Source organism: Zhihengliuella sp., from assembly GCF_031178195.1.
Classification (GTDB): Bacteria; Actinomycetota; Actinomycetes; order Actinomycetales; family Micrococcaceae; genus Zhihengliuella.
The window spans coordinates 594,728-606,381 of record NZ_JAPSJL010000001.1 but is presented as its reverse complement, the minus strand read 5'-3'; the positions used below and the strand labels follow the sequence as shown (position 1 = coordinate 606,381).

The following is an 11,654-nucleotide window of genomic DNA, read 5'->3' as shown; positions in this document are numbered from 1 at the left end:
GGGGGAAACGCCCGGTCCCATACCGAACCCGGAAGCTAAGACCCACAGCGCCGATGGTACTGCACTCGGGAGGGTGTGGGAGAGTAGGTCGCCGCCGGACAACCATTACAGCTCAGGCCCCCGCAGAGATGCGGGGGCCTGACCTGTTTAATCACCCAACACCACAGCGGGAACGATGAGAAGTGCTCCGTGATAACTCGCTGGTGTGGGGCCTTCGTTGATCGGAGCCGAGTCTTGGACGCTTTCCCGACCGCTGTTGATAGATGCTTGGTGCAGTCGAAGGCTCCGGCCCCCGCCGATGCGGGGGCCTGAGCCTTCGACTGGAGATCCACTAGGGATGAATTAGTCGTCCTGACCGTTGAAGCCGCCGCTCTGCTGCTCGCCCCCACCGAAGCCGCCGCCCTGCTGCTCGCCTCCGCCGTAGCTGCCGCTCTGCTGCTCGCCGCCGTCGAAGCCACCGGACTCCTGCTGTTCGCCCCCACCGAAGCCGCCGCCCTGCTGCTCGCCTCCGCCGTAGCTGCCGCTCTGCTGCTCGCCGCCGTCGAAGCCACCGGACTCCTGCTGTTCGCCCCCACCGTAGCTGCCGCTCTGCTGCTCGCCTCCGCCGAAGCCGCCGGAGTTCTCCTGGCCGCCGTAGCCGCCACCCTGCTGATTGTCTTCGCCGTAGGCGCCGGACTCCTCCCGGTCGCCGCCGAAGTTGGACTCCTGCTGGTCCCCGCCTCCGAAGTTGGACTGCTGCTGGTCCCCGCCTCCGAAGTTGGACTGCTGCTGGTCCCCGCCGAACTCGTTCTCCTGGCCCTCTGTGTTCTCGTACGTCATTTGTTGCTCCTTGCCGCATCGTGAGGTGAACTTTCCGGTGGAGTTCACTGCGAACTCCGACCATCACCGTACGTAGACGGGCGCTCCCCCGGTCAACGAGGTCGGGGCCATTCCGAGCGAAGTACCAGCTACGAGGATTCTTCTCTTGAGGCTTTGCACGCTCGGCTCTACTGTCGAGATGCGGCGCGACGCGACGTGCGGAACCACCACCTGGCAAGCCACAGCGCCGTCGATGTCCGTGCTGCCGAGAGGAGTAGTAGCCCATGAACAGGACTGGGCAGATAGGGCGCGCGGGGGCCTCACCCGATCGCCGCCGCTCCCATCGAACCGGCCGGCGCATCGGCGACGCCGTCAGAGGGCTCGGCTTCCTCAGCGTCATAGGAGCCGGCGTCTGGTTCGGCGCGCCCGAGTTCCTCGGCTTCGTCGTCGTGCTGGGTGGGGTCCTGGTGCCGCGGCTCATGCGTCTGGCGGGGCCATTCGACGCCGCCTTCGGCATCACCGTTCTGGTCGCCGCGTGGAGCGGGGCGGCCGGACTGTACGAGGCCATCCCGTGGTGGGATCTGCTCGTGCACTTCATCACGGCCGGTGCGGCCGCCGCAGTGCTCTATCTGGGGCTCGCGAGGATCGACGTCACGCCGGATACCCCCATGGGGAGCGTGCTGCCGTACCGATCCATCGTCGTGCTGACCTCTGCTCTCGGCATGACGCTTGCCGTTCTCTGGGAGTTCCTCGAGTGGGCGGGGCACACGTTCGTGTCTTCGCAGATCCACGTGGGATACACGGACACGCTCGGGGACCTGGCCGTCGGAGGTCTCGGGTCGACGCTGGCCGGTATCCTCCTGGCGCAGTGGCAGGGGAGGGTCTCGGAGGTGCAGAGCTGGGCCCGCGCGTGAGCTGCGCCATGAGGTGGTCATGAAAGAGTAAAGTCTTTGAGACCCCGTGCCGCCGACGAAGGGAACCTTCGAGCATGTCCACCTCCGAGCTGCCGGCGATGCCGACCGCCACCGGCGACGTCCCCTCGCCCGAGGATCACCGTGACCACTCGGTCCGCATCCAGGACGACCTGTATCGCCACGTCAACGGCAACTGGCTCGCCACCGCGGAGATCCCGGGGGACCTCGGCAGTTACGGATCGTTCATGAAGCTGCGCGACGACTCGGAGCTGGCGGTCCGCTCCATCATCGAAGAGGCGCAGGCCTGCGTCGAGGCCGGGACGGCGGACGAGCGCCAGCACCGGATCGCATCCCTCTTCAGCTCGTTCATGGACGAGGAAGCCATCGAGTCGCGCGGCATGGACCCCATCCGGGAGAAGCTCGACCAGGTAGCCTCCGCCGAGTCCCGCGAGGACTTCGTCCGCCTGATGGGCCGTCTCCAGCGCGAGGGGGTCTCCGGTCTCTACAGCATCGGCGCCTCCAACGACGCCGGGCAGCCGGACCGCAACCTTCTGAACTTCCTCCAGTCCGGGCTCGGCCTGCCGGACGAGTCCTATTACCGCGAGGACCAGTTCGCCGAGCTCTACAGTGCCTACCGCGACCACGTCGTCCGGTTCTTCACCCTCGCCGGGCTGCCGGAGCCCGAGCAGGCGGCCGACGGCGTCGTGCGCCTGGAGACGGCGCTGGCCTCCCACCACTGGGACCGCGTCAGGACTCGCGACGCCCAGGCCCGCTACAACCTGCTCACCGCGGACCGGCTGCGCGAGCTCCACCCGTCCGTGCAGCTGTGGCTCGAGGGCGCCGGCATCGCCGAGAAGTACTACGCAGAGGTCGTCGTCTGGCAGCCGAGCTACCTCGAGGGCGTCGAGACCGTACTGGCCGAGCAGCCCCTCGAGGCGTGGAGGAACTGGGGTGCGCTGCAGATCATCCGCAGCTACGCGCCGTATCTGTCCTCCGGGTTCGTCGAGGAGCACTTCGCGTTCTACTCCGCCAAGCTCGGCGGCGTGGAGCGCCAGAAGGAGCGGTGGAAGCGCGGCGTCGCCTTCACCGAGGGCAGCGTCGGCGAGGATGTCGGCCAGCTCTATGTCGAGCGGCACTTCCCCGCCGAGGCGAAGGCCGAGATGGAGGCTCTGGTCGCGAACCTGATCGAGGCGTACCGGCAGTCGATCGCCACCCTGGGCTGGATGAGCGAGCAGACCCGGGAGCGCGCGCTCGAGAAGCTCTCCATGTTCCGGCCCAAGATCGGCTACCCCGTGAAGTGGATCGACTACTCGTCGATCCGGCCCGGCCACGATCTGATCGCCAACGCCACCGCTGTGAATGAGTTCGAGTTCCTGCGGGAGCTGCAGAAGATCGACGACGGGGTGGACCGGGACCTGTGGTTCATGTACCCGCAGACGGTCAATGCGTACTACCATCCCCTCCTGAACGAGATCGCGTTCCCCGCCGCCATCCTCCGGCCCCCGTTCTTCGCTGCTGGCCGGGACGCGGCCAGCAACTACGGGGCGATCGGCGCGGTCATCGGGCACGAGATCGGCCACGGATTCGACGACCAGGGCTCGCAGTACGACGGCACCGGGGAGCTGAAGAACTGGTGGACCGAGGAGGACCGCGCCCGCTTCGAGGGCCTCACCGCCAGGCTCGTGGACCAGTACGACTCGCTCGTCCCGCCCGAGGCCCCGGAGCACACCGTCAACGGCAGACTCACGCTCGGGGAGAACATCGGCGACCTCGGCGGGCTCGGCATCGCCTGCAAGGCGTACCGGCTGGACCTCGCCGCGCGCGGGCTGGAGGACGACGAGGCGATCGACGGTCTGACCGGAGACCAGCGCTTCTTCCACGCCTGGGCCGAGTGCTGGCGGAGCCTCACCCGCCCGGAGACCATGGTCACCCGGATCACCACCGACCCCCATGCGCCGGGGGAGTTCCGCTGCAACCAGGTCGCCCGCAACCTGGACGCGTTCCACGCCGCGTTCGGCACGCGGCCGGGCGACGGCATGTGGCTGGACCCCGAGGACCGGGTCGCCATCTGGTAGGCCGCGGAGGGTACGACGGCGCCTGCCACACTCGGCGGTGCGCCGCCCTTCCGGTCAGTCGCGGAAGTACGCCGCGATGTCGTCGACGAGCTCGGTGACCGCCGCCGGGACGGAGCCATGGAGGCCGTCCGGCGACTCCGTGTACGTGGAGCCGCGCACGGCGGCGTGCAGCTGCCGGGCCGTCTCCTGGAAGTAGCTGGCGCTGCGGGCACCCGCCATGAAGCGCGTGTTCGTCGGCAGGCCCGCGAAATCCTCGACCGACTCGACCTCCTCCAGGGCGGCCAGCAGTTCGCCGGTGCCCGAGGTGACGAGCTTCCGGGCCGCGCGCCCGAACGGCGTGCGCGTCGCCGCGGCGAGCAGGCCCGCCAGCAGCGGGGCGGGGACCCGGGAGAGGGTGGCGGTCCGCTGCTGCCCGCGGTGCATAACTGCCAGTGCGCGCCCCGGATGGCCGGCCTCGATCTGCCGCACGCACTCCCGCATCCAGGAGGCGTTCAGGCTCCCCTCGATGTTGATCGCGGGGTCGTACACCGCCAGCCGGTCCGGGACGAGGTCCGGGTCGACGCTCGTGCCGTCGCCGTCGAGCCCCTGGAAGGCCTGGACCGCGTTGAGGACCACCGCGCCCCCGAGGGAGTGGCCGAAGAGATTGCGCGCACCGGTCTCCCGCAGGACCGCGGCGACGTCCGCGATCTCGGTGGCCATGGCGTAGTTCGGCGGCTGTTCGGACGATTTGCCGCGGCCGCGCCGGTCGAACACGTCCACGGCCCAGCCGGCGCCGAGTGCCTGGCTCAGGCGGAGCGCGAAGGGGCGGTAGATCAGCGCGGTGATGAACGCGCCGCCGACCACGAGGACGCGCCGTTCACCCGGCGCGTCGAGGTCGCCGTAGGAGGTCACGCCGAGGCGGCCGCCGTCGAGGGTGGCCACTGTGCGGTCGTGACCCCGGCGACCGCGGGTTCGACGTTCCTGACTGGGGGCGCGGGCGATGACCATGTCCCCGGTATCCTACCGGTCAGCCACTGCGCGCTCCGGCCCCGGAACGGCGAGCTGCGGCCGGTAGAATGGTGCAGCGTGACTGTAGATAACTCCTCCCCTGCCCAGAACGCCGCCACCGACCACCACGACCTCCGTCAGGTGCGCCTGGACAAGCGCGCGGAACTGCTGGCCAGCGGTCGCGAGCCGTACCCCGTCGAGCTGGAGACCACGCACACCCTGCGTCAGGTCCGCGAGGCGTACACCCACCTGGAGGCCGGCGAGGAGACGGACGACGTCGTCAGCGTCGTCGGCCGGCTGGTCTTCGCCCGGAACACCGGCAAGCTCTGCTTCGCGACCCTGCAGGAGTCGGGTCCGCAGGGCGAGGCCGTCCGGCTCCAGGCCATGCTCTCGCTCGCGAACGTGGGGGAGGAGTCGCTCGCCGACTGGAAGCGCCTCACCGACCTCGGCGACCATGTGTCGGTCACCGGACGGGTGGTCTCCTCGCGGCGCGGCGAGCTCTCCGTCATGGTCACGGACTGGGCGATGGCCTCCAAGGCGATCCGCCCCATGCCGGTGCTGCACGCCGATCTGAACGACGAGACGCGCGTGCGGCAGCGCTACGCGGACCTGATGGTCCGCGACGAGGCGCGCCAGATGATCTACAAGCGCGACGCGATCGTCCGCTCCATCCGCGACACGCTGTACGGCCACGGGTACGTCGAGGTCGAGACGCCGATGCTGCAGCTCGTGCACGGCGGTGCCGCGGCCCGGCCGTTCCAGACCCATTTGAACGCCTTCGACCAGGATATGACGCTCCGAATTGCCACCGAGCTGTACCTGAAGCGCACCGTCGTGGGCGGAATTCCCCGGGTGTTCGAGCTGGGGCGGATTTTCCGCAACGAGGGCGTGGACTCGACGCATTCGCCCGAGTTCACGACGCTCGAATCCTACGAGGCGTACGCCGATCAGTTCGTGATGGCCGAGCGGATGCAGGAGATCATCCTCAATGCCGCCGACGCCGTGGGGGCCGGACGGACTATTGAGACATCCAAGGGTGTAATAAATCTCGACGGCGAATGGAAGTGGATCAGCGTCTATCCCGGATTGTCCGAGGCCGTGGGCATGGAGATCACGCCGGACACCGAGGCCGGGATTCTGCGTGAGATCGCCGAGCGCCACGAAGTGAAGATCGACCCGAAGTGGGACGCCCAGAAACTCGTGATCGAACTCTTCGGTGAAATCGTCGAGCCGACGCTGATCGACCCGACTTTCGTCTACGACTACCCGCCCGCGGCGCAGCCGCTGGCCCGCCCGCACCGCAGCAAGCCCGGCGTCATCGAGGCCTGGGACCTCATCATCGGCGGGATGGAGCGGGGCACGGCGTTCTCCGAGCTGATCGATCCGGTCATCCAGCGGGAGCGCCTCGTGGAGCAGTCCCGACTCGCAGCCGGCGGCGACGACGAGGCCATGCAGCTGGACGAGGACTTCCTGCGCGCCCTGGAGTACGGCGCGCCGCCGATGGGCGGAATCGGCCTGGGGGTCGATCGGCTGGTCATGCTCTTCACCGACGCCGGGATCCGGGAGACCATCCTCTTCCCATTACTCAAGCCGGAGGCATAACCATGGAATATGTGCAGGTATTGCTGCCTACCATTGTCGTCGCCCTCATCTTCTGGTTTGTGATTCGGGCGCTGTTCCGGGTGGACCGGAATGAGCGGCTGGCCGAATCGGAAGCCGAGCGCCGGGTCGACGGCATTCCCGGAACGAATGTTTCGAAAGGGGCTCGGGCGGACGGCGAAAAGTAGCCCTTCCCGAATGCTTGAGGGCGTCTTGAGCGATTTCCCAGCTTCGCGCGTGGCGTCATTGCCGTCGATGTGATTAGGATGATGTCCATGGCACGCAAAGTAGAAGTTACTCTCATTGACGATCTCGACGGTTCCAAGGCCGACGAATCCGTGAAATTCGCACTGGACGGAGTTCAGTACGAAATCGACCTCAGCGAGTCGAATGCGAATGAACTGCGCGAGTCGCTGAAGCGCTATGTCGAGGCCGGCACCCGCGTGACGGGCGGCCGCGGCCGCAACACCGGCTCCTCCTCCTCCCGCTCCGGCGGCTCCAAGGGCGAGACCGCCGCGATCCGCGAGTGGGCCAAGCGCAACGGGTACGAAGTCAGCGCCCGCGGCCGCATCCAGGCCAGCGTGGTCGAGGCCTACCGCGCCGCTCAGTAGGACTCGCGGGGGCAGCAGCAGGACACCGGTCCGACCCCCGGGATGCGGCCAGAGCCGTGTCCCCGACTGCACAGGGCGACGCCCGCACCAACCCCCGGTGCGGGCGTCGCCCTGTGCGTGTTATCCCTTGGGCGAACACCGCCCACAGGGCGTACGTCAGTGCGTAGCATCGAAGGACGCTACGCATCAGCTAGGAGTGTGCCGCTATGTTCGAGAGATTCACAGACCGAGCCCGCCGGGTTGTTGTGCTCGCCCAAGAAGAGGCGCGCATGCTCAACCACAACTACATCGGGACCGAGCACATCCTGCTCGGGCTCATCCACGAGGGCGAGGGCGTCGCCGCGAAGGCGCTCGAGTCGCTGAACATCTCGCTGGGCGCCGTGCGCGAGCAGGTGCAGGAGATCATCGGGCAGGGCCAGAACGCGCCCTCCGGCCACATCCCCTTCACTCCGCGCGCCAAGAAGGTGCTCGAGCTGTCGCTGCGCGAGGCGCTCCAGCTCGGCCACAACTACATCGGCACCGAGCACATCCTGCTCGGGCTCATCCGCGAGGGCGAGGGCGTGGCGGCGCAGGTCCTGGTCAAGCTCGGCGCAGATCTCTCCCGCGTCCGGCAGCAGGTCATCCAGCTCCTCTCCGGCTACCAGGGCGGCAAGGAGTCCGCCGGCGCCGGCGTCGGCGCCAGCAGCGGCCCGCAGGAGGGCACGCCCGCCGGCTCGGCCGTGCTGGACCAGTTCGGCCGCAATCTGACGACGGCGGCGCGCGAGGGCAAGCTCGACCCGGTGATCGGGCGCGAGCACGAGATGGAGCGCGTCATGCAGGTCCTCTCGCGCCGCACCAAGAACAACCCGGTCCTCATCGGCGAGCCCGGCGTCGGCAAGACGGCCGTCGTCGAGGGTCTGGCCCAGGCGATCGTGCGCGGCGACGTCCCGGAGACGATCAAGGACAAGCAGCTCTACACGCTGGACCTCGGCTCGCTGGTGGCCGGCTCCCGCTACCGCGGCGACTTCGAGGAGCGCCTGAAGAAGGTCCTCAAGGAGATCCGCACCCGCGGCGACATCATCCTGTTCATCGACGAGATCCACACGCTCGTCGGCGCAGGCGCCGCAGAGGGCGCGATCGACGCCGCGAGCATCCTCAAGCCGATGCTGGCCCGCGGCGAGCTGCAGACGATCGGCGCCACCACGCTGGACGAGTACCGCAAGCACATCGAGAAGGACGCCGCGCTGGAGCGCCGCTTCCAGCCCATCCAGGTCGCCGAGCCGAGCGTCGAGCTGACCACGCAGATCCTGCGCGGCCTGCGCGACCGCTACGAGGCGCACCACCGCGTCTCGATCACGGACGAGGCGCTCCAGGCGGCCTCGAGCCTGGCGCACCGCTACATCTCCGACCGGTTCCTCCCAGACAAGGCCGTCGACCTGATCGACGAGGCCGGCGCCCGGCTGCGCATCCAGCGCATGACGGCGCCGCCGGAGCTGAAGCAGATGGACGAGGAGATCTCCAACGTCCGCCGCGAGAAGGAAGCCGCGATCGACGCGCAGGACTTCGAGGGCGCCGCGGCGCTGCGCGACAAGGAGCAGAAGCTCCAGGAGGAACGCAACGCCAAGGAAGCCGCCTGGAAGAACGGCGACATGGACGAGATCGCCGAGGTGACCGAGGAGCTCATCGCCGAGGTCCTGGCGAACTCCACCGGCATCCCGGTCGTGAAGCTGACCGAGGAGGAGTCCTCGCGCCTGCTCAACATGGAGGAGGCCCTGCACCAGCGGGTCATCGGGCAGGACCAGGCCATCAAGGCCATCTCGCGGGCGATCCGCCGCACGCGCGCCGGCCTGAAGGACCCGAACCGGCCCACCGGCTCGTTCATCTTCGCCGGCCCGACCGGCGTCGGCAAGACCGAGCTGGCCAAGGCCCTGGCCGAGTTCCTCTTCGGCGAGGAAGACGCCCTGGTCACCCTCGACATGTCGGAGTACCAGGAGAAGCACACGGTCTCCCGCCTGTTCGGCGCGCCTCCCGGATACGTCGGCTACGAGGAGGGTGGACAGCTCACGGAGAAGGTCCGCCGCCGCCCGTTCTCGGTGGTGCTGTTCGACGAGGTGGAGAAGGCTCACGCAGACCTCTTCAACTCGCTGCTGCAGATCCTGGAGGACGGCCGCCTGACCGACTCGCAGGGCCGCGTGGTGGACTTCAAGAACACCGTGATCATCATGACCACCAACCTCGGAACCCGGGACATCTCCAAGGGCGTCATGACCGGCTTCCAGTCCACCACCGACGTGCGGACGAACTACGACCGGATGCAGGCGAAGGTCCAGGAGGAGCTGCGCCAGCACTTCCGCCCCGAGTTCCTGAACCGCGTCGACGACGTCGTCGTCTTCCCGCAGCTGAGCGAGGAGGAGATCGTCAAGATCGTCGACCTCTTCGTGGCGCGGCTGGAGTCGCGCATGGTCGAGCGCGGCATGCACGTCCAGGTCTCGCCGGCGGCCAAGTCGCTGCTCGCGACCCGCGGCTACGACGCCTCCATGGGCGCCCGTCCGCTGCGCCGCACGATCCAGCGCGAGGTCGAGGACCAGCTCTCCGAGAAGATCCTCTTCGGCGAGATCCAGTCCGGTCAGACGATCGTCGTGGACGTCGAGGGGGAGGGCGATACGGCGAAGTTCACCTTCACCGGTCACGACACGCCCGAGGAGATCGAGGGCGAGCCCGTCCACGCGGCGCTCGAGGCCGGCGACGCGGACACACGCGCGAGCTGACCGGGCCAGTTCCGAGACGGACGCCCCGTCGCGCTTCACAGCGCGGCGGGGCGTCCGCCGTCGTTCCTGCCGCCGGCGTGCGTCATGCGTCCGTCGGCGTGGCGGGGACGGCCGGGAGCGAACCTAGGATGGTGCCATGAGTGATTCGTTCCGCCTCCGCCCCGCGCGCACCAGCGATGTCGCCGAGATCCGGAGGCTCGTCCGGCCTTTGGCGGAGGAGCGGATCCTGCTCGAGAAGGAGGCGGTCGCCTACTTCGAGTCGCTGCAGGAGTTCACGGTCGCCGAGGATGCGGACGGCAACGTCATCGGCTGCGGCGCCGTCCACGTGATGTGGGAGGACATCGCGGAGGTCCGCACCCTCGCCACCAGTGCGCAGTGGCGCGGCCACGGGGTCGGGAAGGCGCTGCTGGAGCGGCTGCTGGAGCGGGCTCGGGACCTCGGCGTCCGTCGGGTCTTCTGCCTGACCTTCGAGGTGGAGTTCTTCCGCCGGGGCGGGTTCGAGGTCATGGCCGACCAGACCGCCGTCGATCCCGAGGTGTACTCGGAGCTCCTGCGGTCCACGGACGACGGCGTCGCCGAGTTCCTGGACCTGGCGCGGGTCAAGCAGAACACCCTCGGCAACACGCGCATGATCCTCGAGTTCGACCGGAACGACACCGTGCCGTCCGCCGTCGAGCACCCCTTGACCCACCCCTGAGTAGCGGCTTCGCGGCTCGGACGCGAGGCTGGGAGTCCGCCGGGAAGTTCTCAAAGTTTGGCCAAACGCTGTGGACGCGGCCGTCCCGACCTGCCTACGGTTGCCGCAGGCGGTCGGCAGCAGCCGGCTCGCAGACGTCGAAAGAGGAAGAGGTGGTCAGGATGGGTCTCGGAGACAACCTGGGCGGACTGGGCGACAAGTTCAACGAGCTGAAGGACCAGCACGGCGATCAGGTCAACGAGCACGTGGACAACCTCCAGGAGCAGCACGGCGACAAGCTGGGCGAGCACCGGGAGACCGTCGACGGCGCCGTCGACAAGGGCCAGGAGTTCCTGCGCTAGACACCGTGCCGGGTCCGCCCGGCGCTTCAACGGACGATGCCCCCGCCGATTGGCGGGGGCATCTCTGCGTTTCGGGCCGGCCCGGGGCCGGTCCGCTCAGAAGGCGTTGCGGATGGTGGCCTCGAAGTGGCGCACGTGTTCCTCGGCGAGGGTCGCCGCCTCCTCCGCACGCCCCTCCATGATGGCCTCCACCAGCCCGACGTGCTCGTGGATGTGCTCGCCGATCTGCGGCACGCGGCCGAGCACGAGGCACCAGATGCGCGTCGCGAGGTTGTCGAGCCGGACCAGCGTCTCCTCGAGGTGGTGGTTCCCCGCGGCCCGGTAGATGAGCCGGTGGACCGCGAGGTCGTAGTCCAGGAGGGCGTCCCGGCCGTCGTCGGCCGTCAGCGCGGCGATCTCGGCGGCGAGGCGCTCGAACTCCGGTCGCAGCGCGGGGTCCTGGTTCGAGGCCGCCTTCTGGGCGGCGAGCGGCTCCAGCAGGCGCCGCATCTCGGAGATGGCCCCCAGGTCGCTGATGTCCACGATCGTCGCGAAGGTGCCGCGGCGCGGATAGGACACGACGAGGTGGTCCATCTCTAGGCGCTTCAGCGCCTCCCGCACCGGTGTCCGGCCGAAACCGAGCTCGGCGGCGATCTGGCCCTCGTTGATCGGCGTGCCCGGGCCGATGTCCAGGAGGATCAGTCGATCGCGCAGCGTCTTGTAGGCGCGCTCGGACATCGATTCCTGCTCGCTGACAGCTCCGGCTGCGATGCTCACGGTGCTTCCTCTCGAGAGACGGGATGGCGCCGGAGGCCCGATCGTGAGATCGGGTTCATCGGAACCATTGACATCGATCTTCCCCCAGCCATACGATTTGTTGCAAGCTGATATATCAGCTGGCGATGA

11 protein-coding genes and 1 rRNA gene are annotated in these 11,654 nt (G+C 68.5%); 9 read left to right on the top strand and 3 right to left on the bottom strand.

The annotated features are described in order from the left end of the window. A 5S ribosomal RNA gene (gene rrf, locus RIN46_RS02695) occupies positions 1-100 on the top strand; the annotation flags it as partial. A gap of 242 nt (positions 101-342) precedes the next feature. Here the strand turns inward: rrf and RIN46_RS02690 are convergent. Then, positions 343-819, bottom strand: coding sequence for a hypothetical protein (locus RIN46_RS02690; RefSeq protein WP_309081272.1), 477 nt, complete (start codon positions 817-819; stop codon positions 343-345). 263 nt (positions 820-1,082) lie between these two features. On the opposite strand from RIN46_RS02690, the gene RIN46_RS02685 reads away from it, so the two are divergent. After that, positions 1,083-1,712 (top strand): hypothetical protein, encoded by a 630-nt coding sequence (locus tag RIN46_RS02685; protein ID WP_309081273.1) that lies wholly within the window; start codon positions 1,083-1,085, stop codon positions 1,710-1,712. Between the two features lie 98 nt (positions 1,713-1,810). Next, on the top strand, positions 1,811-3,787 hold the full coding sequence (locus RIN46_RS02680) for a M13-type metalloendopeptidase (protein WP_309081473.1): 1,977 nt from the start codon (positions 1,811-1,813) through the stop codon (positions 3,785-3,787). 54 nt (positions 3,788-3,841) lie between these two features. On the opposite strand, the gene RIN46_RS02675 is transcribed toward RIN46_RS02680, so the two are convergent. Continuing rightward, entirely contained in the window at positions 3,842-4,708 is an 867-nt protein-coding gene (locus RIN46_RS02675; RefSeq protein ID WP_309081274.1) for an alpha/beta hydrolase, read from the bottom strand. Positions 4,709-4,915: 207 nt separating this feature from the next. Between RIN46_RS02675 and lysS the strand changes: the two genes are divergently transcribed. The 6 genes from lysS to RIN46_RS02645 all read left to right on the top strand — a co-directional run bounded on the left by lysS (position 4,916) and on the right by RIN46_RS02645 (position 10,769). Further along, positions 4,916-6,376, top strand: a complete 1,461-nt coding sequence (gene lysS, locus RIN46_RS02670) for a lysine--tRNA ligase (RefSeq protein ID WP_375141873.1) — start codon at positions 4,916-4,918, stop codon at positions 6,374-6,376. A 2-nt stretch (positions 6,377-6,378) separates the two neighbouring features. Beyond that, the gene (locus RIN46_RS02665; RefSeq protein WP_309081276.1) at positions 6,379-6,561 is read left to right on the top strand and encodes a hypothetical protein; all 183 of its coding nucleotides are present in this window, start codon (positions 6,379-6,381) and stop codon (positions 6,559-6,561) included. Positions 6,562-6,648: 87 nt separating this feature from the next. Next, positions 6,649-6,984, top strand: a complete 336-nt coding sequence (locus tag RIN46_RS02660) for an Lsr2 family protein (protein WP_309081277.1) — start codon at positions 6,649-6,651, stop codon at positions 6,982-6,984. Positions 6,985-7,190: 206 nt separating this feature from the next. Then, on the top strand, positions 7,191-9,731 hold the full coding sequence (locus RIN46_RS02655; protein ID WP_309081278.1) for an ATP-dependent Clp protease ATP-binding subunit: 2,541 nt from the start codon (positions 7,191-7,193) through the stop codon (positions 9,729-9,731). 136 nt (positions 9,732-9,867) lie between these two features. Next, positions 9,868-10,428: an amino-acid N-acetyltransferase gene (locus RIN46_RS02650; protein WP_309081279.1), complete on the top strand. Its 561-nt coding sequence runs from the start codon at positions 9,868-9,870 to the stop codon at positions 10,426-10,428. A gap of 161 nt (positions 10,429-10,589) precedes the next feature. Continuing rightward, positions 10,590-10,769 carry a hypothetical protein gene (locus tag RIN46_RS02645; protein ID WP_309081280.1) on the top strand — a complete coding sequence of 60 codons (180 nt, stop codon included), beginning with the start codon at positions 10,590-10,592 and terminating at the stop codon, positions 10,767-10,769. Between the two features lie 96 nt (positions 10,770-10,865). On the opposite strand, the gene RIN46_RS02640 is transcribed toward RIN46_RS02645, so the two are convergent. Continuing rightward, entirely contained in the window at positions 10,866-11,486 is a 621-nt protein-coding gene (locus RIN46_RS02640) for a GntR family transcriptional regulator (protein ID WP_309081474.1), read from the bottom strand. Positions 11,487-11,654: the final 168 nt, after the last annotated feature.

Excerpts from the sequence above, each read along its gene's own strand:
- RIN46_RS02680 (WP_309081473.1), top strand. The coding sequence starts at position 1,811 with ATGCCGACCGCCACCGGCGACGTCCCCTCGCCCGAGGATCACCGTGAC.
- RIN46_RS02690 (WP_309081272.1), bottom strand. The coding sequence starts at position 819 with ATGACGTACGAGAACACAGAGGGCCAGGAGAACGAGTTCGGCGGGGAC.
- RIN46_RS02650 (WP_309081279.1), top strand. The coding sequence starts at position 9,868 with ATGAGTGATTCGTTCCGCCTCCGCCCCGCGCGCACCAGCGATGTCGCC.
- RIN46_RS02645 (WP_309081280.1), top strand. The coding sequence starts at position 10,590 with ATGGGTCTCGGAGACAACCTGGGCGGACTGGGCGACAAGTTCAACGAG.
- RIN46_RS02665 (WP_309081276.1), top strand. The coding sequence starts at position 6,379 with ATGGAATATGTGCAGGTATTGCTGCCTACCATTGTCGTCGCCCTCATC.
- RIN46_RS02685 (WP_309081273.1), top strand. The coding sequence starts at position 1,083 with ATGAACAGGACTGGGCAGATAGGGCGCGCGGGGGCCTCACCCGATCGC.
- RIN46_RS02640 (WP_309081474.1), bottom strand. The coding sequence starts at position 11,486 with ATGTCCGAGCGCGCCTACAAGACGCTGCGCGATCGACTGATCCTCCTG.
- RIN46_RS02660 (WP_309081277.1), top strand. The coding sequence starts at position 6,649 with ATGGCACGCAAAGTAGAAGTTACTCTCATTGACGATCTCGACGGTTCC.
- RIN46_RS02655 (WP_309081278.1), top strand. The coding sequence starts at position 7,191 with ATGTTCGAGAGATTCACAGACCGAGCCCGCCGGGTTGTTGTGCTCGCC.